Genomic DNA, 22,241 nt, shown 5'->3' with positions numbered 1-22,241 from the left:
CAAGCCTCGCTCCTACAGATCCAGCATTACTGGATGATCAGGTTGTTGAACAGCAGGTCTTCCACCACCGGCTTGCCGGTTTCGTCGTTCATCACCTGCTGGGTCTGCTTCAGGGCTTCCTGACGCAGTTTTTCCTTGGCTTCGACGTTGTTCATGGTTTCCGTGGTCTGCTGGGCGAACAGCGCCACCAGCTGGTTGCGGATCAACGGCTCGTTGGCCTTCACCGCCTGGGCGGCGGCATCGCCGGTCACCCGCAGGGCGACGTCGGCCTTGTAGACCTTGAGCTTCGGGCCGCCATCCAGACCGTAGTTGCCCACGAACGGCGGGTTCAGGCTGATGTAACTGACTTTCGGTGCTTCGCCCTCTTTGGCTTCCTCGGCCATGGCTGCCATCGGCAGAGACAGGGCCAGCATCAACATGATCCACGCTTTCACAATTCGCTCCTTATCCGGTAGGCGGTCTAGCATAAAGGCCCCTGCGCCCGTGCCCAAGCACAAAGCTTATGGCTGGCTATCAGGCCGGGGCATGCTCGTTGACCGCGTTATTCACCCACCTACACTTATCGGCCATCACTCCCAAAGGAATAGCCCTGATGAAAGCCGTGCTGTGCAAAGCCTTCGGCCCCGCCGAAACGCTGGTGCTGGAAGACGTCGCGAGTCCTGTGCCGAAGAAGAACGAAATTCTGCTGCAGGTGCACGCGGCCGGGGTGAACTTCCCGGACACGCTGATCATCGAGGGTAAATACCAGTTCAAGCCGCCCTTCCCGTTCTCGCCCGGTGGCGAGGCCGCGGGGGTGGTCGGCGCCGTCGGTGAGAAGGTCGGCCACCTCAAGGTCGGCGACCGGGTCATGGCGCTGACCGGCTGGGGCAGCTTCGCCGAGGAAGTCGCGGTACCAGGCTACAACGTGCTGCCGATTCCAGCGTCGATGGACTTCAACACCGCCGCCGCCTTCAGCATGACCTACGGCACCTCGATGCATGCCCTCAAGCAACGCGGCAACCTGCAGCCGGGTGAAACCCTGCTGGTGCTCGGCGCTTCCGGCGGTGTCGGCCTGGCGGCGGTGGAAATCGGCAAGGCCATGGGCGCCCGGGTCATCGCCGCCGCCAGCAGCGCCGAGAAACTCGCGGTGGCCAAGGCCGCCGGCGCCGACGAATTGATCAACTACAGCGAAACCAGCCTGAAGGACGAAATCAAGCGCCTGACCGACGGCCAGGGCGCCGATGTGATCTACGACCCGGTCGGCGGCGACCTGTTCGACCAGGCCATCCGCGCCATCGCCTGGAACGGCCGGCTGCTGGTGGTGGGTTTCGCCAGCGGGCGCATTCCCGAGCTGCCGGTCAACCTGGCGCTGCTCAAGGGCGCCGCGGTGATCGGCGTGTTCTGGGGTTCGTTCGCCCAGCGCCAGCCCCAGGACAACGCGGCGAACTTCCAGCAGCTGTTCGGCTGGTTCGCCGAAGGCAAGTTGAAACCGCTGGTCTCGCAGGTCTACCCGCTGAGCAACGCCGCCAGCGCCATCAACGATCTTGGCCAGCGCAAGGCGGTGGGCAAGGTGGTGGTCCAGGTTCGCTGAACCTCCCCTTTTCTTTATGTAGGAGCGAGCTTGCTCGCGATAGCGGTGTGACAGTCGACTTCATTACTGACTGTCGGATCGCCATCGCGAGCAAGCTCGCTCCTACACAGAAGCATCAGGTACGTCCTCCACTTATCTTTAAGCGACATGTTCGTAAAAGAACATGCAAATGCTCCTGCGTTGCGTGCTCCCAGATAAGATGCAGTGCTATTTTCGGTAACGAAACTGTAACATTCGCATCCGCAGTCAAAACAAGAAATTTGGAGCTCTTGAATGTTTGCTTTCTTTCGACCTGCCGCACATCAGGCGCCCCTGCCTGACGAAAAAATAGACAGTACCTACCGCCGCCTGCGCTGGCAGATCTTCGCCGGGATCTTCATCGGCTACGCCGGCTACTACCTGCTGCGCAAGAACTTCTCCCTGGCCATGCCGTACCTGATCGAAGAGGGTTACACCCGCGGTCAACTGGGCCTGGCCATGTCGGCGATCGCCATCGCCTACGGCCTGTCCAAGTTCCTCATGGGCCTGGTGTCCGACCGCTCCAACCCGCGCTACTTCCTGCCCTTCGGCCTGCTGGTGTCGGCCGGGGTGATGTTCATTTTCGGTTTCGCACCCTGGGCCACGTCCAGCGTGACCATGATGTTCATCCTGCTGTTCATCAACGGCTGGGCCCAGGGCATGGGCTGGCCGCCAAGCGGACGGACCATGGTGCACTGGTGGTCGCAGAAGGAACGCGGCGGCGTGGTTTCGGTATGGAACGTGGCGCACAACGTTGGCGGCGGCCTGATCGGCCCGCTGTTCCTGCTCGGCATGGGCTGGTTCAACGACTGGCACGCGGCGTTCTACGTCCCGGCCGCTGTGGCCCTGATGGTGGCGCTGTTCGCCTTCGTCACCATGCGTGACACCCCGCAATCGGTCGGCCTGCCGCCGATCGAGAAGTACAAGAACGACTACCCGGAAGGCTACGACGCCAGCCACGAAGAAGAATTCAGCGCCAAGGAAATCTTCGTCAAATACGTGCTGCGCAACAAAATGCTCTGGTACATCGCCATGGCCAACGTCTTCGTCTACCTGCTGCGCTACGGTGTACTGGACTGGGCGCCGACCTACCTCAAGGAAGCCAAGCACTTCACCGTGGATAAAACCTCGTGGGCGTACTTCTTCTACGAGTGGGCGGGGATCCCGGGCACGCTGCTGTGCGGCTGGATGTCGGACAAGATCTTCCGTGGCAACCGTGGCCTGACCGGCATGGTGTTCATGGCCCTGGTGACCGTGGCGACCCTGGTGTACTGGCTGAACCCGGCCGGCAACCCGACCATCGACATGATCGCGCTGTTCTCCATCGGCTTCCTGATCTATGGCCCGGTGATGCTGATCGGCCTGCAGGCCCTGGAACTGGCGCCGAAGAAAGCCGCCGGCACCGCCGCGGGCTTCACCGGTCTGTTCGGCTATTTGGGTGGTTCGGTCGCGGCCAGCGCGGCGATGGGCTACACCGTGGACCACTTCGGCTGGGACGGCGGTTTTGTCCTGCTGGTAGGCGCCTGCCTGCTGTCGATGGCCTTCCTGGCTCCGACCTTGTGGCACAAACAGGTCGCCAGCCAGAGTCGCGAAGCCATTGCCTAATGGGTGGCTGACTTACAGCGCTTGAGCCGCGCCTCCAGATTACGGTCTGGCATGGCGTGGCTACGCAGGGCGTGCACGGTCTGCTCGACATAATCGCGAGTAGTGCCGTAGCGCCCGCAGGCGTTTTCAAATACCTGGCTCAGCACATGGTCCGGCAGGTTGCCGGCATAGCTGGGCAGGTGTCGCTCCAGAACGAACCCCAGGGCCTGAACCCGGCTACCGTCTTCAAGACGGCAGTTGAGCCAGTGCGGGCGATAGGACGGGTATGGCATCTCGCGCTGCCACAGCGCATACAGCGAGGTTTCCAGCTGCTCTTGCGGCAGGCGGTAGGCGAAGCCGCTGCAGGAACCGCCACGATCCAGGCCAAAGACCAGCCCCGGCTTCTCCGGCGTGCCACGGTGCTCGTGGGACCACAGATACAGACCGCGATGGTAACCATGCACCCGCCCGCGCATGCGCTCGACCGCCGAACATTCGGGGCGCCAGATCAGCGAACCGTAGGCAAACAGCCAGACCGGCCCGCCCTTGTGGCGCGCCATGGTGGACTGCATCGAGCTGAGAAGCTGTTCGTGGGTGAGCTGCGGCCCCAGGTCGAGCCGCGGAGGGTAAGCCAGATTCAAAAAACTGGATTCAATGGCTGTCATGGCGAATAGCGTTCGGCTCCCCGCGTATAAAGAATTACTTAATAGAACGCACGGCTGTAACTCCAAGACACATATGTTTCAAGGCAAGTTAAGTGCCATCGAAGAGTTTTAACTTTCAATAATGCGTGACATATAACCTACCGGCATTTATCTAATTAAATAAATACCGATGGGCTATATAGGAAGTTATAACGAGGGACAGCCCCGAGAACTCAGGACCGAGGAGCGTAGGCAAATACATCGGCGCGCATCTGGTGCGCATCCATGCCCGCTTCGACCAGCGCGTCGAGGGTCGCGTAGATCATCGCTGGCGAGCCGCTGGCGTAGACATGCACCGCCGACAGGTCGGCAATGTCCTCGCTCACCGCCTCGTGCAGCATGCCGCAGCGCCCTTCCCAGCCACAGAGGTCGCTGACCACCTTGTGCAGGAACAGGTTGGGCAACTTCTTCCATTCGTCCCAGTGCTCGATCTGGTAGAAGTCGTCCGGCCGGCGCACGCCCCAGTACAGGTGCACCGGGTATTTGAAGCCCTTGGCCCGGCAATGCTCGATCAGGCTGTGCATTTGCGCCATGCCGGTACCGGCGGCGATCAGCACCAGCGGCCCGTCCGGCAGCTCGGCCAGGTGGGTATCGCCAAACGGCAGCTCGACGCGCACGTTGCCGTTGCGCTGCAACTGTTCGATCAGGCTTTGTGCACTGCTTTCGCGCACCAGTACGTGCAGCTCCAGCTCGCGCCCGGCGTGCGGCGCCGAGGCCAGGGAGAATGCCGACTTCTCGCCATTCTCCCGCTCGAGCATCAGGTACTGGCCAGCGTGATAACGCGGTGGCTTGCCGGCGGGCGCCCGCAGGCGGACCCGCCAGACATCGCCGCCGACTTCCAGACACTCGGTGACCTGACACGACAGACTGCGCACCGGCAGTTCTCCCAGCGCAAGGACGCCATCCCACAGCACGATGCAGTCTTCCAGCGGCTCTGCAATGCAAGTGTAGAACTCGCCATGATCGCGCACATCGCCGGCCTGCAGGACACGGCCCTCCACCAGCAGGGCGCAGCACACATGACAGTTGCCATTGCGGCAGCTTTGCGGGCATTCATAGCCCAGGCGCCGCGCCGCATCGAGAATCCGCTCGCCGGGCAGCGTCTCAAGCACCGCTCCGGAGGGCTGCAAGGTTACACGCATCAATCTATTCCTAACTGATTCCAGATGGCATCGATCCGGCGGGTCACTGCCTCATCCTTGACGATCACCCGGCCCCACTCGCGGGTGGTTTCACCGGGCCATTTATGCGTGGCATCGAGCCCCATCTTCGAGCCCAGGCCAGAGACTGGCGAGGCGAAGTCCAGGTAGTCGATCGGCGTGTTATCGATCATCACCGTATCGCGCTTGGGGTCCATGCGCGTGGTAATGGCCCAGATCACGTCGTTCCAGTCGCGCGCGTTGATATCGTCGTCAGTGACGATAACGAACTTGGTGTACATGAACTGTCGCAAAAACGACCAGACACCGAGCATTACCCGCTTGGCGTGGCCGGGGTACTGCTTCTTCATGGTCACCACCGCCATGCGGTACGAGCAGCCTTCGGGCGGCAGGTAGAAGTCGGTGATTTCCGGGAATTGTTTCTGCAGGATAGGCACGAATACTTCGTTCAGCGCCACGCCGAGAATCGCCGGCTCATCCGGCGGACGACCGGTGTAGGTGCTGTGGTAGATCGGCTTGATCCGGTGGGTGATGCGCTCGACGGTGAACACCGGGAAGCTGTCGACTTCGTTGTAGTAGCCAGTGTGATCGCCATACGGGCCTTCGTCGGCCATCTCGCCCGGATGGATCACCCCTTCCAGGATGATTTCCGCGGTGGCTGGCACTTGCAGATCGTTGCCGCGGCATTTCACCAGTTCGGTGCGGTTGCCCCGCAGCAGGCCGGCGAAGGCGTATTCGGAGAGGCTGTCCGGCACCGGCGTCACGGCGCCGAGGATGGTCGCAGGATCGGCGCCCAGGGCCACGGACACCGGGAACGGCTGGCCCGGGTGCTTCTCGCACCATTCGCGGTAATCCAGCGCGCCGCCACGGTGGCTCAACCAGCGCATGATCACCTTGTTGCGGCCGATCACCTGCTGGCGATAGATACCGAGATTCTGCCGGTCCTTGTTCGGCCCCTTGGTGACGGTCAGGCCCCAGGTGATCAGCGGGCCGACATCGCCCGGCCAGCAGGTCTGCACCGGCAGCATCGCCAGGTCGACGTCATCGCCTTCGATGACCACTTCCTGGCAGATGGCATCCTTGACGACTTTGGGCGCCATGGAAATGATCTTGCGAAAGATCGGCAGCTTGGACCAGGCATCCTTGAGCCCCTTGGGCGGCTCGGGCTCCTTGAGGAACGCCAGCAGCTTGCCGATTTCCCGCAGTTCGCTGACCGCCTCGGCGCCCATGCCCAGCGCCACGCGCTCCGGGGTGCCGAACAGGTTGCCCAGCACCGGAATGTCGTAGCCGGTGGGGTTTTCAAACAGCAGGGCCGGACCTTTGGCACGCAAGGTGCGATCGCAGACCTCGGTCATTTCCAGCACTGGGGACACCGGAACCTGGATGCGCTTGAGTTCGCCGCGCTGTTCCAGACCGCTGATAAAGTCGCGCAAGTCGCGATACTGCATGCGTGAGCCTCGTTTTGGCCGTGGCGTTCGGGGCTGGCAGTTTAGCGCCGAACCCGACTGTTCAGAACAGTGAACTGCCGTCCATCAATAATCAGATAGCAAAAAGCCGGGTTTCCCCGGCTTTTGCGGTCCCGCTCGACTTACTTGCGTTTCATCGACAGGAAGAACTCATCGTTGGTCTTGGTCTGTTTCAGCTTGTCGACCAGGAACTCGATGGCGGCGACTTCATCCATCGGATGCAGCAGCTTGCGCAGGATCCACATGCGCTGCAGCTCGTCGTCGGCGGTCAGCAACTCTTCGCGGCGGGTGCCGGAACGGTTGATGTTGATGGCCGGGAATACGCGCTTCTCGGCGATCTTGCGGTCCAGGGGCAGCTCCATGTTGCCGGTACCCTTGAACTCTTCGTAGATCACTTCGTCCATCTTCGAGCCAGTCTCGACCAGCGCGGTGGCGATGATGGTCAGCGAGCCGCCTTCTTCGATGTTCCGCGCGGCACCGAAGAAACGCTTCGGTTTTTCCAGGGCGTGGGCATCGACACCACCGGTCAGCACCTTGCCGGAGCTCGGGATCACGGTGTTGTAGGCACGGGCCAGACGGGTGATGGAGTCGAGCAGGATCACCACGTCCTTCTTGTGTTCGACCAGGCGCTTGGCCTTCTCGATCACCATCTCGGCAACCTGCACGTGGCGGGTTGGCGGTTCGTCGAAGGTGGAGGCGACCACTTCGCCGCGCACGGTGCGCTGCATCTCGGTCACTTCTTCCGGACGTTCGTCGATCAGCAGCACGATCAGATGAACTTCAGGGTTGTTACGGGTGATGTTCGACGCGATGTTCTGCAGCATGATGGTCTTGCCCGCTTTCGGCGGAGCAACGATCAGACCGCGCTGGCCTTTACCGATCGGGGCGCACAGGTCGATGACACGACCGGTCAGGTCTTCGGTGGAACCGTTGCCGGCTTCCATCTTCATGCGCACGGTCGGGAACAGCGGCGTCAGGTTTTCGAACAGGATCTTGTTCTTCGCGTTCTCGGGACGATCGTAGTTGATCGTGTCGACCTTCAGCAGTGCGAAGTAACGCTCGCCTTCCTTTGGAGGGCGGATCTTGCCAACGATGGTGTCACCGGTGCGCAAGTTGAAACGACGGATCTGGCTCGGGGAGACGTAGATATCGTCTGGGCCGGCCAGATAGGAGGCGTCGGAGGAGCGAAGAAAGCCGAAGCCGTCCTGGAGGATCTCCAGCACGCCATCACCGGAGATTTCCTCGCCGCTTTTAGCGTGCTTTTTCAGCAGGGAGAAAATCACGTCCTGCTTGCGCGAACGGGCCATATTTTCTATGCCCATCTGTTCGGCCAATTCGAGCAGTTCGGTAATCGGCTTTTGCTTGAGTTCAGTCAGATTCATATAGGAATGACGTAATCATTTATGGAGGGGGGGAAATTAAGCTTTTGGCTTAATGATGCCGCGCCGCGGAGAAGGCGACAGGATCGCGTACTTATTCGAAAAGGAGAGCGTCGGCGACGGCTTGCAGGGGGCAGAGGAGAAACCAGTGCGGGGCCGAATGTAACACCTGAGTTTCTGAGCGTCTAGCCCTGAATAATGAAAAAGCCCCGCTATTTACGGGGCTTTTTTGATGCGATTTACAACGACGCTTAGATGTTGGCGTCGAGGAAAGCAGCCAGTTGCGACTTGGACAGCGCGCCGACCTTGGTGGCTTCGACGTTGCCGTTCTTGAACAGCATCAGCGTCGGGATACCACGCACGCCATGCTTGGCCGGGGTTTCCTGGTTTTCGTCGATGTTCAGCTTGGCAACGGTCAGCTTGCCTTTGTAGGTTTCAGCGATTTCGTCCAGGACCGGAGCGATCATTTTGCATGGGCCGCACCACTCAGCCCAGTAGTCGACCAGTACAGCGCCTTCGGCCTTGAGTACGTCAGCCTCGAAGCTAGCGTCGCTAACGTGTTTGATAAGATCGCTGCTCATGGAAGTCTCCAGGTTGTAAGCAAAAAAACGTGGCCCATCATAGCCGCCCTTCCCGCGTTCAGGAAGCCGGAGTTGATTGACTCTCGCTATGGTGCCCGATGAATTTGGGTATAGCTCAACTGGAAACTATGCAGGGGTGACGAAGGCGATTCCGGTGCGCAGGGCCGCGCCGCGCACATGCTCCTGCATGGCCTTCTGCGCCGCCCCAGAGGCATGCCGGGCCAGCCCGCGGAGGATCTTGCGATGCTCCTGCCAGGTTTCCATGGCCCGCTCGGGCCGGATGAACGGTAGTTTCTGGCTCTCCAGAAAGATCTCGGCGCTGGTACTGAGAATGCTCACCATTGCCTGATTGCCGCTGGCTTGCAGGATCTTCTGGTGAAACTCGAAATCCAGCCGCGCCGCCGCCTCGAAATCCGCCGCCCGCAGCTCGTTGCGCATGGCCTCGACATTATCCTGCAACGCATCCAGCTCATCGGCGGTCAGCGTCACGGCCGCCAGCCCCGCGGCGAAGCCTTCCAGGGCGTAGCGCAATTGGAAGATATCCGTCGGCGACGCCTGGGCCGCGAACGGCCAGCTCAGCCCCGCGCCATTGACCGGCAATTGCGCGGCCTGCACGAACACGCCTTTGCCAGGCTGCACGCTGATCACGCCCAAGGCGCTCAAGGACGACAGCGCCTCGCGCAATGAAGCCCGGCTGACCCCCAGTTGCACGGCCAGATCGCGCTGCGACGGCAGCGCATCGCCCGGGCCGAAGCCGCGCTCGTTGATCAATTGGCGGATGGCTTGCAGCGCCACCTCGGGTACGGCGCGGGAGATCGAGTTCATAGAATGCAGGCTGGCCAGTCCAGGAAAAGGCTAGTTGTAAAGCTATTCGCCGAGCCCGGCAAGTCGTGCCCCAAGGGGGTTCGGGCGTATCTCCGGGCGCTCGATAAGGGGGCAGAAACGCCATCAACTGTTCAGACCAGTAAGACCGAAGGACGCCAGCAAAACCCGGCGCTCCAGGGCTTTTTCCGGCGTTTGGCACGGGCTGTGCTGTGTCGCTGCGCAGAAATCACTTCCCGTGAATCCGGAGATTTGCCATGACCAAGCGTTTCAGCGCCCTGCTCTCTGCCCTGTTTGCCAGCCTGCTGCTGAGTCAGACGCCCGCCCACGCCAGCGGCCTGGACGATGTCGTCGCCCGTGGCACCCTCAAGGTGGCCGTGCCCCAGGATTTCCCACCCTTCGGCTCGGTCGGTCCGGACATGAAACCCCGCGGCCTGGATATCGACACCGCGAAACTGCTGGCCGACCAGCTCAAGGTCAAGCTCGAACTGACCCCGGTCAACAGCACCAACCGCATTCCGTTCCTGACCACCGGCAAGGTCGACCTGGTGATCTCCAGCCTCGGCAAGAACCCGGAGCGCGAGAAGGTCATCGACTTCTCCCAGGCCTACGCGCCCTTCTACCTGGCGGTATTCGGCCCACCCGAAGCGCCAGTCGCCACCCTCGACGACCTCAAGGGCAAGACCATCAGCGTCACCCGTGGCGCCATCGAAGACATCGAACTGACCGCCGTGGCCCCGCAAGGCGTGACCATCAAGCGCTTCGAGGACAACAACTCGACCATCGCCGCCTACCTGGCCGGCCAGGTCGACCTGATCGCCAGCGGCAACGTGGTGATGGTCGCCATCAGCGAACGCAACCCGAAACGCATCCCGGCGATGAAGGTCAAGCTCAAGGATTCCCCTGTCTATGTCGGCGTGAACAAGAACCAGCCGGAGCTGCTGGACAAGGTCAACCAGATCCTCACCACCGCCAAGGCCGACGGCAGCCTGGAAAAGAACGCCCAGCTGTGGCTCAAGCAGCCATTGCCGGCTGGCCTCTGATCGCAGTCGCGGAGGTTATCCATGGCTTATCAGTTCGACTTTCTACCGGTGCTGGAAAACACCAGCCTGCTGCTGCGCGGCGCCCTGTTCACCCTTGAGCTGACCGCCATCGGCGCATTGCTCGGGGTCGGCCTGGGCATAGTCGGCGCGGTGGTGCGGGCCTGGAAGATCCAGCCCTTCTCGGCCCTCTTCGGCGTCTACGTCGAGCTGATCCGCAACACCCCGTTCCTGGTGCAGCTGTTCTTCATCTTCTTCGGCTTGCCATCCCTGGGGCTGCAGATCTCCGAGTGGCAGGCGGCGGTGCTGGCGATGGTGATCAACCTGGGGGCCTACTCCACGGAAATCATCCGCGCCGGCATCCAGGCCATCCCCCGCGGCCAGCTGGAGGCCGCGGCGGCCCTGGCCATGACGCGCCTGGAGGCCTTCCGCCATGTGGTGTTGCTGCCGGCGCTGGGCAAGGTGTGGCCGGCCCTGAGCAGCCAGATCATCATCGTCATGCTCGGTTCGGCGGTGTGTTCGCAGATCGCCACCGAGGAGCTGAGCTTCGCCGCCAACTTCATTCAGTCGCGCAACTTCCGCGCCTTTGAAACCTACGCCCTGACCACGCTGATCTACCTGTGCATGGCCCTGCTGATCCGGCAGCTGCTGAACTGGGTCGGGCGCCGCTATATCGCGAGGAGCAGCCAATGAGTGATTTCAGCTTCTGGGACATCGTGCGTAACCTGCTGACCGGCCTGCAATGGACCCTGCTGCTGTCGCTGGTGGCCTTTGTCGGCGGCGGGCTGATCGGTTTGCTGATCATGACCCTGCGCATTTCCAAGAAGGCTTTCCCCAGCGGTTTCGCCCGCCTGTACATCGAGCTGTTCCAGGGCACGCCGCTGTTGATGCAGCTGTTCCTGGTGTTCTTCGGCATCGCCCTGCTGGGGGTGGATATCTCGCCCTGGCTGGCGGCGGCCATCGCCCTGACGCTGTTCACCAGCGCCTACCTGGCGGAGATCTGGCGCGGCTGCGTCGACTCGATCCCCAACGGCCAGTGGGAAGCCTCCTCCAGCCTGGCGCTCAACCCTTATGAACAGCTGCGCCATGTGATCCTGCCGCAGGCGCTGCGGATTGCCGTGGCGCCTACCGTGGGCTTCTCGGTGCAGGTGGTCAAAGGCACCGCGGTGACCTCGATCATCGGCTTCACCGAGCTGACCAAGACCGGCGGCATGCTCGCCAATGCCACCTTCGAGCCCTTCATGGTCTACGGCCTGGTGGCGCTCGGTTACTTCCTGCTGTGCTACCCCCTGTCCCTCAGTGCGCGCTACCTGGAAAGGAGACTGCATGCCTCTGCTTAGAATTTCCGCCCTGCATAAATATTACGGCGACCATCATGTGCTCAAGGGCATCGACCTCAGTATCGAGGAAGGCCAGGTGGTGGCGATCATCGGCCGCAGCGGCTCGGGCAAGAGCACCTTGCTGCGCACCCTCAACGGCCTGGAGTCGATCAACGACGGGGTCATCGAAGTCGACGGCGAATACCTCGACGCCGCCCGCGCCGACCTGCGCAGCCTGCGGCAGAAGGTCGGCATGGTGTTCCAGCAGTTCAACCTGTTCCCGCACCTGACCGTCGGCGAGAACGTCATGCTCGCCCCGCAGGTGGTACAGAAGGTGCCCAAGGCCAGGGCCGCCGAGCTGGCGCGCAAGATGCTGAAGCGGGTCGGCCTGGAGGAGAAGTTCGACGCCTTCCCCGACCGCCTGTCCGGCGGCCAGCAACAGCGGGTGGCGATCGCCCGGGCGCTGGCCATGTCGCCCAAGGTGCTGCTGTGCGACGAGATCACCTCGGCCCTGGACCCGGAGCTGGTCAACGAAGTCCTGAGCGTGGTGCGCCAGCTGGCCAAGGACGGCATGACCCTGATCATGGTGACCCACGAGATGCGTTTCGCCCGGGAAGTGGGCGACAAGCTGGTGTTCATGCATCAGGGCAAGGTGCATGAAGTGGGCGACCCGAAAGTGCTGTTCGCCAACCCGCAGACGCCGGAACTGGCGAATTTCATCGGGACCAATGAAAGCGCTTGATGCTACCCGTAGCCGCTGCCGCAGGCTGCGATGGTCCGGGCCACGCTGGTCGCAGGGCCTTCCTGGCCCCTCAAGAACAGTGCCTGCTGCGCAGTCGGTCGCAGCCTGCGGCAGCGGCTACAGGAGCTGTGGCGCAAGGATTCATGCGTTGAGTCAACGCATTGGACACTGCGCGTTGGCGCGAGCGATTGATCGTGGCAGGATGGCAAGGTTATCGACCGAGACCCCCAAACCATGCCGCAATCCCAAGCCAAGAATCTGTCCCTGATCGCCGCCATCGACCTGGGCTCCAACAGCTTTCACATGGTCGTGGCCAAGGCTCACCATAATGAAATCCGCATTCTCGAGCGGCTCGGTGAAAAGGTTCAGCTGGCCGCCGGGATCGACGAAGACCGTCAGCTCAACGAAGAATCCATGCAACGCGGGCTCGATTGCCTGAAGCGCTTCGCCCAACTGATCAACGGCATGCCCCTGGGCGCGGTGCGCATCGTCGGCACCAACGCCCTGCGCGAAGCCCGCAACCGCGGCGAATTCATCCGCCGCGCCGAGGAAATCCTCGGCCACCCGGTGGAAGTCATCTCCGGTCGTGAAGAGGCCCGCCTCATCTACCTGGGCGTGTCCCATACCCTCGCCGATACCCCGGGCAAGCGCCTGGTCGCCGACATCGGCGGCGGCAGTACCGAATTCATCATCGGCCAGCGCTTCGAGCCGCTGCTGCGCGAAAGCCTGCAGATGGGCTGCGTCAGCTTCACCCAGCGCTACTTCCGCGACGGCAAGATCACCCCGGCGCGCTACGCCCAGGCCTACACCGCGGCGCGCCTGGAAATCATGAGCATCGAACACGCCCTGCATCGCCTGACCTGGGATGAAGCCATCGGCTCCTCGGGCACCATCCGCGCCATTGGCCTGGCGCTCAAGGCCGGCGGCCACGGCAGTGGCGAAGTCAACGCCGAAGGCCTGGCCTGGCTCAAGCGTCGGCTGTTCAAGCTGGGCGATGCCGAGAAAATCGACTTCGAAGGCATCAAGCCGGATCGCCGGGCGATCTTCCCCGCCGGCCTGGCGATTCTCGAAGCCATCTTCGACGCCCTCGAACTGCAGCGCATGGACCATTGCGAAGGCGCCCTGCGTGAAGGCGTGCTCTACGACCTGCTGGGCCGTCATCACCACGAAGACGTGCGCGAGCGCACCCTGGGTTCGTTGATGGAGCGTTATCACGTCGACCTGGAACAGGCCGCTCGGGTCGAGCGCAAGGCGCTCCACGCCTTCGACCAGGTGGCCGAGGACTGGGACCTGGAGGACGGCGTCTGGCGCGAACTGCTGGGCTGGGCCGCCAAGGTCCATGAAGTGGGCCTGGATATCGCCCACTACCATTACCACAAGCACGGCGCCTACCTGATCGAGCACTCCGACCTCGCCGGCTTCTCCCGCGAAGACCAGCAAATGCTCGCGCTACTGGTACGCGGTCACCGCCGCAACATTCCCAAGGACAAGTTCGCCGAATTCGGCGAGGAAGGCAGCAAGCTGATCCGCCTGTGCGTGCTGCTGCGTTTCGCCATCCTGTTCCACCACATCCGCGGCACCCAGGAAATGCCCCAGGTGAAGCTGCACGCCGCCGGCGACAGCCTGGAGGTGATGTTCCCGGCAAACTGGCTCGACGAGAACCAGCTGACCCAGGCCGACTTCGCCCTGGAAGCGGAATGGCTGACCCGGGTCGGGATCACCCTCAACGTGCACTGAAACGCCCCGCACAAAAAAGCCGGCTTGCCGGCGATGGGCTCCTTCCAAAGGGCACCATCGCCGGCAAGCCGGCTTTTTCATGGGCTGAATAAGCCCCGGGCTCAGCGCACCGCCAGCACCGGGTTGCTCAGGCGCTCCAGCAGGGTGGCCTGGGCGCTGCGCGGGTTCTGGTTGCCGGTCGGGGTGTTGCGGATGTAGCGACCGTCCGACTGCAGGCTCCAGCTGTGGGTGTTATCGGTGAGATAACTTTCCAGCTCCTTCTTGACCCGCAGGATCAGCTTCTTGCCCTCGACCGGGAAGCAAGTCTCGACGCGCTTGTCGAGGTTGCGCTCCATCCAGTCGGCGCTGGACAGGAACATCTGCTCCTCGCCGCCATTGAGGAAGTAGAACACCCGGGTGTGCTCCAGGAAGCGGCCGATGATCGAGCGCACATGGATGTTGTGCGACACGCCGGCGATCCCCGGACGCAGGCAGCACATGCCCCGCACCACCAGGTCGATGCGCACGCCCGACTGGCTGGCCTTGTACAGCGCGCGGATGATCTTCGGATCGGTCAGCGAGTTGAACTTGGCGATGATATGCGCCGGCTTGCCGTCCAGGGCGAACTGGGTCTCCCGGGCAATCATGTCGAGCATGCCCTTCTTCAGGGTGAAGGGCGCGTGCAGCAGCTTCTTCATGCGCAGGGTCTTGCCCATGCCGATCAACTGGCTGAAGAGCTTACCGACGTCTTCGCACAAAGCGTCGTCGGAGGTCAGCAGGCTGTAGTCGGTGTACAGGCGGGCGTTGCCAGCGTGGTAGTTGCCGGTGCCCAGGTGGGCGTAGCGCACGATCTCGCCGGCTTCGCGCCGCAGTATCAACATCATCTTGGCGTGGGTCTTGAAGCCGACCACGCCGTAGATCACCACCGCGCCGGCCGCTTGCAGGCGGCTGGCCAGTTGCAGGTTGGACTCTTCGTCGAAGCGCGCGCGCAGCTCGATCACCGCGGTGACTTCCTTGCCGTTACGCGCCGCATCCACCAGCGCATCGACGATTTCCGAGTTGGCGCCGGAGCGGTACAGGGTCTGGCGCACCGCCAGCACGTGCGGATCCTTGGCCGCCTGACGCAGCAGGTCGACCACCGGGGTGAAGGACTCGAACGGATGCAGCAGCAGGATGTCCTGCTTGCTGATGACGCTGAAGATGTTCTCGCTGTTCTGCAACAGCTTGGGAATCTGCGGGGTGAACGGCGTGTATTGCAGCTCCGGGTGGCTGTCCAGGCCGGTGATGCTGAACAGGCGCGTCAGGTTCACCGGACCGTTGACCTGGTACAGCTCGGTCTCGCTCAGGTTGAACTGCTTGAGCAGGTAGTCGGACAGGTGTTTCGGGCAGGTGTCGGCCACTTCCAGACGCACCGCATCGCCGTAACGACGGGAGAACAGCTCGCCGCGCAGGGCGCGGGCCAGGTCTTCGACGTCCTCGGTGTCCACCGCCAGGTCGGCGTTGCGGGTCAGGCGGAACTGATAGCAGCCCTTTACCTTCATGCCCTGGAACAGGTCATCGGCGTGGGCGTGGATCATCGACGAGAGGAACACATAGTTGTCGCCAGGGCCGCCGACTTCTTCCGGCACCTTGATGATCCGCGGCAGCAGGCGCGGCGCCGGGATGATCGCCAGGCCGGAATCGCGACCGAAGGCGTCGACCCCTTCGAGTTCGACGATGAAGTTCAGACTCTTGTTCACCAGCAGCGGGAACGGGTGGGTCGGGTCGAGACCGATCGGGGTGATGATCGGCGCGATCTCGTCGCGAAAGTAACGACGGACCCAGGTCTTGAGCTTGGTGGTCCAGTAACGGCGACGGATGAAGCGGACCTGATGTTTCTCCAGCTCCGGCAACAGGATGTCGTTGAGGATCGCGTACTGGCGGTCGACATGACCGTGCACCAGGTCGCTGATGCGCGCCAGGGCCTGGTGCGGCTGCAGGCCATCGGCACCGGCCTGTTCACGGGCGAAGGTGATCTGCTTCTTCAGGCCGGCGACGCGGATCTCGAAGAACTCGTCCAGGTTACTGGAGAAGATCAGCAGGAACTTCAGGCGCTCCAGCAGCGGATAGGACTCATCCAGCGCCTGTTCCAGCACGCGGATGTTGAACTGCAGTTGCGACAGCTCGCGATGGATATACAGGCTGCTGTCATCCAGGCTCGGGATGACCAGGGTCGGCATCGCCACATGCGGTGCGTCCGCTTGCACCGGCGGGGCTTCCAGCTCCGGTGGTGTTTCAACGACCTGCTCGACCACGGGTTGAGCTTCTTTTACGGCAACTTCAGTGAGTCCTTCGGTATTCATCGCGTGTTCCTGGGAGGGCTATTTTTGCTCTCGTAACAATTGAGCAGCACGAACGGCAAAGTAAGTCAGGATGCCATCGGCACCCGCGCGTTTAAAGGCGGTCAAGGATTCGAGAATAACCCCTTCGCTCAACCAGCCATTCTGGATCGCCGCCATGTGCATGGCGTATTCGCCGCTGACCTGATAGACAAAGGTCGGCACCTTGAATTCATCCTTGACCCGCAAAAGGATGTCCAGGTACGGCATGCCCGGCTTGACCATGACCATGTCCGCGCCTTCGGCGAGGTCGGCGGCCACTTCATGCAGGGCTTCGTGGCTGTTGGCCGGGTCCATCTGGTAGGAGGCCTTGTTGGCCTTGCCCAGGTTCAGCGCCGAGCCGACCGCATCGCGGAACGGACCGTAATAGGCGCTGGCGTACTTGGCCGAATAGGCCATGATCCGCACGTTGACGTGGCCAGCCAGCTCCAGGGCTTCGCGGATCGCCTGGATGCGGCCGTCCATCATGTCCGAAGGCGCGACCACCTGGGCGCCGGCTTCGGCATGGGACAGGGCTTGCTTGACCAGTGCATCGACGGTGATGTCGTTCTGCACATAGCCTTCTTCGTCGAGGATACCGTCCTGACCGTGGGTGGTGAACGGGTCGAGCGCCACGTCGGTGATCACCCCCAGTTCAGGGAAACGCTCACGCAGCGCGCGGGTGGCGCGCTGGGCAATGCCTTCCGGGTTCCAGGCTTCGGCGGCGTCCAGCGACTTGAGATCCGCCGGGGTCACCGGGAACAACGCCAGCGCGGGAATCCCCAGCTCGACCCACTTCGCCGCTTCCTCCAGCAACAGGTCAATGGTCAGGCGTTCGACGCCCGGCATCGAGGCCACCGCTTCCCGACGATTCTCACCGTCGAGCACAAATACCGGCAGGATCAGGTCATCGGTGGTCAGGACGTTTTCACGCACCAGGCGACGAGAAAAATCATCACGGCGATTGCGACGCAGGCGAGTGGCGGGAAACAAACGGTTGGCTGGGGTAAAGCTCACGACAGACTCCTGAGCCCGCACAAGCGGGCGAGCGTGACAGTTATAAGCGCCCATTATGACGAACGGATGACAGTTGTGCTTAACCCTGTGACCGGTAGTCGCAGCTATTGTCCAGCCAGCATTTGTTCACGTCGAGACACATTTGGATACTTTCCTCCATGGGCCCGAAGGGTTAGGCTGCGCGTTCATTTCGCCAGCATCCAGACAATGCTCCAACAATTTCTTCAGGAATTCGGCTACTTCGCCCTCTTTCTCGGCACATTCTTCGAAGGCGAGACCATCCTGGTCCTGGCCGGCTTCCTCGCGTTTCGCGGATACATGGACATCAACCTGGTGGTGGTCGTGGCGTTCTTCGGCAGCTATGCCGGCGACCAGCTGTGGTACTTCCTGGGACGCAAGCACGGGCGCAAGCTGCTGGCGCGCAAACCGCGCTGGCAATTGATGGGCGATCGGGCGCTGGAGCATATCCGCAAGCATCCGGACATCTGGGTGCTGAGTTTCCGCTTCGTCTACGGCCTGCGCACCGTGATGCCGGTGGCCATCGGCCTGTCGGGATATCCGCCGGGACGTTATCTGTTGCTCAACGGCATTGGCGCGGCGATCTGGGCCGCTGCCCTGGCCGCCGCGGCCTATCACTTCGGCGCCGTGCTCGAAGGCATGCTGGGCAGCATCAAGAAGTACGAACTGTGGGTGCTCGGCGCCTTGCTGGTCCTGGGTTTTGCCCTGTGGCTGCGCCGCCGCTTCAAGAATGCGCGACTGGCCAAGGCGATCTACGAAGCCGAACAGGTCAAGCAGAACGAGCAGAGCGATTGCTGCAAGTCTAAGACGCCAGTCGAGTAAGACGACCCCGGCAGCAGTAAAGCGCAATGCCACTGAGCAGGCTGTAACTGATCAGGCCGACCAGAGGCGCCAGCCACACCAGCGGCAGGTTCGACGCCAGCCGCAGCAGCTCCCTCTTCAGCGCCCACGGGCGATTCTCCAGCGCCACCCCCAATACGAACAGACCAAAGGCCATGGCGCTCCAGCCCAGCATCAGGGTCGCGACAGGCAGGCTGTCGCCCAGGTTCATCAGGTAGCTGCCAAGAGCCGCATACACCGCGCATCATCAGCAACCGGGCATAGAACTGCAAATTGGCCCACACCGGGTTCCAGCTGGCCAGGGGCGCGGTGACGCCGAAGACCACCGGCTCGTTGTCGTCCTCCTCCTGAAAGGTGCCGAACAGCCGGTCCCAAATAATGAACACGCCGTCGTAGTTGCGATCCATGTAGAGAGCGTCCGCGACCCGATAGTTGTTCCCCCTGTCAGCGGTCGGCCAGCAGCTCGAGGACTATCAGCACGAAGAAGAACGGCACCACATACAGAATGAAATTCATCACACGGCCTGATCGCAATCCTGATCGAAGATTAGGTCGGGCGGCGGGATAACCCTATGGCAACGGGCGACAAATTAGTGGACATTTAACGCCATGAATCTGGAGAAAAAACCATGAGCAAAAAAGTTGCAGTGATCCTTTCCGGCTGTGGCGTCTATGACGGTGCCGAGATCCATGAAAGCGTCATCACCCTGCTGCGCCTGGACCAGCGTGGCGCCCAGGTGCAGTGCTTCGCCCCGAACATCGCCCAGCTGCATGTGATCAACCACCTGACCGGCGAAGAGATGCCCGAATCGCGCAATGTCCTGGTGGAATCGGCGCGCATCGCCCGCGGCCAGGTCAAAGACATCCGCGAGGCCAACGCTGAAGACTTCGACGCACTGATCGTGCCTGGCGGTTTTGGCGCGGCGAAAAACCTTTCCAACTTCGCCGTGGAAGGGGCCGGCTGCACGGTCCAGCCGGATGTCCTGGCGCTGACCGAAGCCTTCGCCGAAGCCGGCAAGCCAGTGGGCCTGATCTGCATCTCGCCAGCGTTGGCGGCGAAGATCTACGGCCCGGGCGTCACCTGCACCATCGGCAACGACGCCGACACCGCGGCCGCCGTCAGCAAGATGGGTGCGACCCATGCAGAGTGCACCGTCGGCGACATCATCGAGGACAAGGCGCGCAAGCTGGTCAGCACCCCGGCCTACATGCTCGCGCAGTCCATCAGCGAAGCCGCGGCCGGAATCAATAAGCTGGTGGATCGGGTGCTGGAACTGACCCACGAAAACGACGAGTAACCCAAAAGCCGTGGCGAGCGGCAAACGCCCTCGCCTCGCGGGAATTGTCAGGCCTGACGCGCCAGCCGCGTCAGGATCCGGTCCAGGGCATTGGCAAAGGCCTGCTTCTCACGATCCCCATAAGCGCCTTGCCCGCCACCGACCTGCCCCTGCTCGCGCAGATCGGTAAACAGGTTACGCACCGCCAGCCGTTCGCCCATGTTCTGCGCATCGAACTCCTTGCCCCGCGGGTCGAGGGCGGCGACGCCCTTCTTCACCAGCCGGTCGGCCAGGGGCACATCGCTGCAGATCACCAGTTCGCCCGGCACCGCGTGTTCCACCAGATAATCGTCAGCCGCATCCGGGCCGCTGGGCACCACGATCAGCTTGACGCAGGCAAAGGCCGGCTTGATCTGCGGCTGCCCCGCCACCAACACCAGCTCGAACTGGCGCTTGAGGGCAAACCTCACCACCTGATCCTTCGCCGCCTTGGGGCAGGCGTCGGCATCGATCCAGACACGCATTGGGTTATTCCTCTGAAAGCATCGCGGGCAAGCCGCGCGCCTACAGATCTCGATGAACTGTGGGCGCGCGGCTTGCCCGCGATAATGAGCGAAACGGATGCCTCAGGAAACCTGGGTCCGCCGTTTCTCGGCGATGCGGCTGCGACTGTAGAGCACGATGATCGCCACGATCGCCACTGCCTGGGCCGTCAGCGAGTAGGCATCGGCGTGAATGCCCAGCCAGTCGAAGTCGAAGAACGCCACCGGCCGCGTACCGAAGATTCCAGCCTCCTGCAGCGCCTTGACGCCATGCCCGGCAAACACCACCGACAAGGCGCACAGCAACGCCGCGTTGATGCCGAAGAACAGGGCCAGCGGCAGCTTGGCCGAACCGCGCAGGATCACCCAGGCCAGGCCGACCAGCAGCACCAGCGCCGTGGCGCCGCCGGCCAGCACTGCGTTATGGCCCGCCGGGCCGGCCTGCAGCCACAGGGTTTCGTAGAACAGGATCACTTCGAACAGCTCGCGATAGACCGAGAAGAACGCCAGCACCGCAAAACCAAAACGGCCGCCACCGCCCACCAGGCTGCTCTTGATGTAGTCCTGCCAGGCCGCTGCGTGCCGGCGGTCGTGCATCCACACGCCGAGCCACAGCACCATGACACTGGCGAACAAGGCCGTGGCGCCTTCCAGCAACTCGCGCTGGGAGCCGCTGACATCGATCACATACGCCGCCAGCGCCCAGGTCGCCAGGCCGGCCAGCAACGCCAGCCCCCAACCGACGTTGACGCTGCGCACCGCCGATTGCTGGCCGGTATTGCGCAGGAAGGCCAGGATCGCCGCCAGCACCAGGATCGCTTCCAGGCCTTCGCGCAGCAGGATCAGCAGGCCGGAAATGTAGCTCAGGGACCAGCTCAGGCCATCGCTGCCCAGCAGGCCCGCCGACTCTTTCAGCTTGGCCTTGGCGGCATCCAGGCGCTGCCCGGCCTGCTCTGCCGGCAAGCCGTCCTGCAGCGCCTGACGGTAGGCCATCAGGGCTTTCTCGGTGTCCTTGCGCACATTGGCATCGACGTTGTCGAGGGAGCTTTCCACCAGCTCGAAGCCTTCCAGGTACGCCGCCACCGACAGGTCGTAGGCCTGTTCGCGGTCACCGGCGCGGTAGGCGGCCAGGCTCTTGTCCAGGGTCGAGGCGGTGTAGTCGAGCAGTTGCGCCGGGCCGCGCTTGACCTGTGGCGGCTGGGCGCGCTGGGCACGGAAGGTGGCCGCGGCCTGCGGCCCTTCGGCGGCCTGCACTTCGCTTGGGGTCTGGCGGGCCAGGTCGGCGAGGTTGTAGCTCTTGTCACCCTTCGCCGCGGCCGGGTCGGCAGTGAAGCCGGCGATATAGGTCGCCAAGTCCCAGCGCTGGCGGTCATCCAGCTGATCGGCGAAAGACGGCATGTCGGTGCCTTCGACGCCCAGGCCGAGGGTGTTGTAGATCGCGTAGAGGCTCAAGTGATCCGTGCGCGCCGCATCCCGCAGGTTGGCCGGTGGCGGCGTCAGGCCGACCCCAGCCGGGCCATCGCCGGCACCGGTGTCGCCGTGACACACCGAGCAATGCTGGGCATACAAAGGCGCGCCACGGCTCGGATCCGGGGTGATGATCGGCGCCTGGCTGACCTCATAGGCCACCGCCAGCTTGGCGCCCAGCTGCCGTGCCTGACGGGCGACGAGGGCGCCGTCCGCCTTGGCCTTGACCGCGTCGTTCAGGCTGGCGATGCCCTGCTCCAGCTCGGCCTTCTCCGGCTTGGCCGGCAAATCGGCGACCAGCCCCTGCAACACGCCGAGAAACTCGACCTGTTCACGGTACTCGGAGTCGTCAATGACCTTGCCCGCCTCGACCGTCGGAGGGTAGTCCGCGCCAATGTAGTCGAGCAGGTGCAGCGCCTTGGGCGCGCCTTCTACAGTGTCCGCCAGCAGGTTGGCGCTGCACAGGGCCAATACCGGCAGCACGAGCCACGCCAGGAAACGGGAGGGGGCAGTCATGAACGAATCTCAAATGGAAATACGAAGTAACACATTGTTCACTTCCAATGAGTTTCACTCAAGCTCTGTCATACAGACACCCAGGCGCCGTGGTTCCTGATGCCGG

The 22,241-nt window shown here is 62.7% G+C and carries 20 protein-coding genes and 1 pseudogene; 9 read left to right on the top strand and 12 right to left on the bottom strand.

The window, feature by feature from the left end:
* Positions 1-26 precede the first annotated feature (26 nt).
* On the bottom strand, positions 27-434 hold the full coding sequence (locus tag AC07PQ_RS16540; protein WP_007926735.1) for a flagellar basal body-associated protein FliL: 408 nt from the start codon (positions 432-434) through the stop codon (positions 27-29).
* 158 nt (positions 435-592) lie between these two features.
* Between AC07PQ_RS16540 and AC07PQ_RS16535 the strand changes: the two genes are divergently transcribed.
* Both AC07PQ_RS16535 and glpT read left to right on the top strand, forming a co-directional pair.
* Entirely contained in the window at positions 593-1,570 is a 978-nt protein-coding gene (locus AC07PQ_RS16535) for an NADPH:quinone oxidoreductase family protein (RefSeq protein ID WP_007926734.1), read from the top strand.
* Positions 1,571-1,843: 273 nt separating this feature from the next.
* Positions 1,844-3,193: a glycerol-3-phosphate transporter gene (gene glpT / locus AC07PQ_RS16530; protein ID WP_007926732.1), complete on the top strand. Its 1,350-nt coding sequence runs from the start codon at positions 1,844-1,846 to the stop codon at positions 3,191-3,193.
* Here the strand turns inward: glpT and AC07PQ_RS16525 are convergent.
* The 6 genes from AC07PQ_RS16525 to AC07PQ_RS16500 form a co-directional block, all read right to left on the bottom strand.
* Entirely contained in the window at positions 3,190-3,837 is a 648-nt protein-coding gene (locus AC07PQ_RS16525; protein WP_007926730.1) for a gamma-glutamylcyclotransferase, read from the bottom strand. The genes glpT and AC07PQ_RS16525 overlap by 4 nt on opposite strands.
* A 212-nt stretch (positions 3,838-4,049) precedes the next feature.
* Positions 4,050-5,018 (bottom strand): CDP-6-deoxy-delta-3,4-glucoseen reductase, encoded by a 969-nt coding sequence (locus AC07PQ_RS16520; RefSeq protein ID WP_007926728.1) that lies wholly within the window; start codon positions 5,016-5,018, stop codon positions 4,050-4,052.
* Positions 5,018-6,484: a 4-hydroxy-3-polyprenylbenzoate decarboxylase gene (ubiD, locus tag AC07PQ_RS16515; RefSeq protein ID WP_053263060.1), complete on the bottom strand. Its 1,467-nt coding sequence runs from the start codon at positions 6,482-6,484 to the stop codon at positions 5,018-5,020. Before ubiD ends, AC07PQ_RS16520 begins: the two co-directional genes overlap by 1 nt.
* 140 nt (positions 6,485-6,624) lie before the next feature.
* Positions 6,625-7,884, bottom strand: a complete 1,260-nt coding sequence (rho, locus tag AC07PQ_RS16510) for a transcription termination factor Rho (RefSeq protein WP_007926725.1) — start codon at positions 7,882-7,884, stop codon at positions 6,625-6,627.
* Between the two features lie 248 nt (positions 7,885-8,132).
* Positions 8,133-8,462: a thioredoxin TrxA gene (gene trxA, locus AC07PQ_RS16505; RefSeq protein ID WP_003206727.1), complete on the bottom strand. Its 330-nt coding sequence runs from the start codon at positions 8,460-8,462 to the stop codon at positions 8,133-8,135.
* A 126-nt stretch (positions 8,463-8,588) separates the two neighbouring features.
* Positions 8,589-9,287, bottom strand: a complete 699-nt coding sequence (locus AC07PQ_RS16500; protein WP_007926724.1) for a FadR/GntR family transcriptional regulator — start codon at positions 9,285-9,287, stop codon at positions 8,589-8,591.
* Positions 9,288-9,541: 254 nt separating this feature from the next.
* On the opposite strand from AC07PQ_RS16500, the gene AC07PQ_RS16495 reads away from it, so the two are divergent.
* The 5 genes from AC07PQ_RS16495 to ppx all read left to right on the top strand — a co-directional run bounded on the left by AC07PQ_RS16495 (position 9,542) and on the right by ppx (position 14,122).
* Positions 9,542-10,327 carry a transporter substrate-binding domain-containing protein gene (locus tag AC07PQ_RS16495; RefSeq protein ID WP_087092512.1) on the top strand — a complete coding sequence of 262 codons (786 nt, stop codon included), beginning with the start codon at positions 9,542-9,544 and terminating at the stop codon, positions 10,325-10,327.
* Between the two features lie 21 nt (positions 10,328-10,348).
* On the top strand, positions 10,349-11,017 hold the full coding sequence (locus AC07PQ_RS16490) for an amino acid ABC transporter permease (protein ID WP_053263061.1): 669 nt from the start codon (positions 10,349-10,351) through the stop codon (positions 11,015-11,017).
* Entirely contained in the window at positions 11,014-11,664 is a 651-nt protein-coding gene (locus tag AC07PQ_RS16485; protein WP_007926721.1) for an amino acid ABC transporter permease, read from the top strand. The genes AC07PQ_RS16490 and AC07PQ_RS16485 overlap by 4 nt, the downstream gene beginning before the upstream one ends.
* A complete protein-coding gene (locus AC07PQ_RS16480) occupies positions 11,651-12,385 on the top strand; it encodes an amino acid ABC transporter ATP-binding protein (protein ID WP_097134689.1) in 735 nt (244 codons plus the stop codon). Before AC07PQ_RS16485 ends, AC07PQ_RS16480 begins: the two co-directional genes overlap by 14 nt.
* A gap of 234 nt (positions 12,386-12,619) precedes the next feature.
* Complete coding sequence (gene ppx / locus AC07PQ_RS16475; RefSeq protein ID WP_007926717.1) at positions 12,620-14,122, top strand: exopolyphosphatase; 1,503 nt, start codon at positions 12,620-12,622, stop codon at positions 14,120-14,122.
* Between the two features lie 101 nt (positions 14,123-14,223).
* On the opposite strand, the gene ppk1 is transcribed toward ppx, so the two are convergent.
* Both ppk1 and hemB read right to left on the bottom strand, forming a co-directional pair.
* The gene (gene ppk1, locus AC07PQ_RS16470) at positions 14,224-16,443 is read right to left on the bottom strand and encodes a polyphosphate kinase 1 (RefSeq protein ID WP_007926716.1); all 2,220 of its coding nucleotides are present in this window, start codon (positions 16,441-16,443) and stop codon (positions 14,224-14,226) included.
* An 18-nt stretch (positions 16,444-16,461) separates the two neighbouring features.
* Positions 16,462-17,475 carry a porphobilinogen synthase gene (gene hemB / locus AC07PQ_RS16465; RefSeq protein ID WP_007926714.1) on the bottom strand — a complete coding sequence of 338 codons (1,014 nt, stop codon included), beginning with the start codon at positions 17,473-17,475 and terminating at the stop codon, positions 16,462-16,464.
* Between the two features lie 207 nt (positions 17,476-17,682).
* On the opposite strand from hemB, the gene AC07PQ_RS16460 reads away from it, so the two are divergent.
* Positions 17,683-18,315, top strand: coding sequence for a DedA family protein (locus tag AC07PQ_RS16460; protein WP_007926712.1), 633 nt, complete (start codon positions 17,683-17,685; stop codon positions 18,313-18,315).
* Here AC07PQ_RS16460 and AC07PQ_RS16455 read toward each other — a convergent pair.
* Positions 18,296-18,764 (bottom strand): annotated as a pseudogene (locus AC07PQ_RS16455) (sterol desaturase family protein); the annotation flags it as partial. The gene AC07PQ_RS16460 and the pseudogene AC07PQ_RS16455 overlap by 20 nt on opposite strands.
* Positions 18,765-18,962: 198 nt before the next feature.
* Here AC07PQ_RS16455 and elbB point away from each other — a divergent pair.
* Positions 18,963-19,631 carry an isoprenoid biosynthesis glyoxalase ElbB gene (gene elbB, locus AC07PQ_RS16450; RefSeq protein WP_007926709.1) on the top strand — a complete coding sequence of 223 codons (669 nt, stop codon included), beginning with the start codon at positions 18,963-18,965 and terminating at the stop codon, positions 19,629-19,631.
* 47 nt (positions 19,632-19,678) lie between these two features.
* On the opposite strand, the gene AC07PQ_RS16445 is transcribed toward elbB, so the two are convergent.
* A complete protein-coding gene (locus AC07PQ_RS16445) occupies positions 19,679-20,134 on the bottom strand; it encodes a YaiI/YqxD family protein (RefSeq protein ID WP_053263065.1) in 456 nt (151 codons plus the stop codon).
* A 102-nt stretch (positions 20,135-20,236) separates the two neighbouring features.
* A complete protein-coding gene (locus AC07PQ_RS16440; RefSeq protein WP_007926707.1) occupies positions 20,237-22,135 on the bottom strand; it encodes an FTR1 family protein in 1,899 nt (632 codons plus the stop codon).
* Positions 22,136-22,241 lie beyond the last annotated feature (106 nt).

The organism is Pseudomonas sp. GW821-FHT09E12, assembly GCF_059416085.1.
Note: the sequence above shows the minus strand (reverse complement) of the source record. Positions and strands in the feature narration are given on the sequence as shown.

Coding starts and splice junctions, on each gene's coding strand:
- glpT (WP_007926732.1), top strand. CDS start 1,844: ATGTTTGCTTTCTTTCGACCTGCCGCACATCAGGCGCCCCTGCCTGAC.
- elbB (WP_007926709.1), top strand. CDS start 18,963: ATGAGCAAAAAAGTTGCAGTGATCCTTTCCGGCTGTGGCGTCTATGAC.
- AC07PQ_RS16520 (WP_007926728.1), bottom strand. CDS start 5,018: ATGCGTGTAACCTTGCAGCCCTCCGGAGCGGTGCTTGAGACGCTGCCC.
- ppx (WP_007926717.1), top strand. CDS start 12,620: ATGCCGCAATCCCAAGCCAAGAATCTGTCCCTGATCGCCGCCATCGAC.
- AC07PQ_RS16460 (WP_007926712.1), top strand. CDS start 17,683: ATGCTCCAACAATTTCTTCAGGAATTCGGCTACTTCGCCCTCTTTCTC.
- rho (WP_007926725.1), bottom strand. CDS start 7,884: ATGAATCTGACTGAACTCAAGCAAAAGCCGATTACCGAACTGCTCGAA.
- trxA (WP_003206727.1), bottom strand. CDS start 8,462: ATGAGCAGCGATCTTATCAAACACGTTAGCGACGCTAGCTTCGAGGCT.
- AC07PQ_RS16445 (WP_053263065.1), bottom strand. CDS start 20,134: ATGCGTGTCTGGATCGATGCCGACGCCTGCCCCAAGGCGGCGAAGGAT.
- AC07PQ_RS16485 (WP_007926721.1), top strand. CDS start 11,014: ATGAGTGATTTCAGCTTCTGGGACATCGTGCGTAACCTGCTGACCGGC.
- AC07PQ_RS16440 (WP_007926707.1), bottom strand. CDS start 22,135: ATGACTGCCCCCTCCCGTTTCCTGGCGTGGCTCGTGCTGCCGGTATTG.
- AC07PQ_RS16500 (WP_007926724.1), bottom strand. CDS start 9,287: ATGAACTCGATCTCCCGCGCCGTACCCGAGGTGGCGCTGCAAGCCATC.
- AC07PQ_RS16535 (WP_007926734.1), top strand. CDS start 593: ATGAAAGCCGTGCTGTGCAAAGCCTTCGGCCCCGCCGAAACGCTGGTG.
- ppk1 (WP_007926716.1), bottom strand. CDS start 16,443: ATGAATACCGAAGGACTCACTGAAGTTGCCGTAAAAGAAGCTCAACCC.
- AC07PQ_RS16480 (WP_097134689.1), top strand. CDS start 11,651: ATGCCTCTGCTTAGAATTTCCGCCCTGCATAAATATTACGGCGACCAT.
- AC07PQ_RS16490 (WP_053263061.1), top strand. CDS start 10,349: ATGGCTTATCAGTTCGACTTTCTACCGGTGCTGGAAAACACCAGCCTG.
- AC07PQ_RS16495 (WP_087092512.1), top strand. CDS start 9,542: ATGACCAAGCGTTTCAGCGCCCTGCTCTCTGCCCTGTTTGCCAGCCTG.
- AC07PQ_RS16525 (WP_007926730.1), bottom strand. CDS start 3,837: ATGACAGCCATTGAATCCAGTTTTTTGAATCTGGCTTACCCTCCGCGG.
- ubiD (WP_053263060.1), bottom strand. CDS start 6,484: ATGCAGTATCGCGACTTGCGCGACTTTATCAGCGGTCTGGAACAGCGC.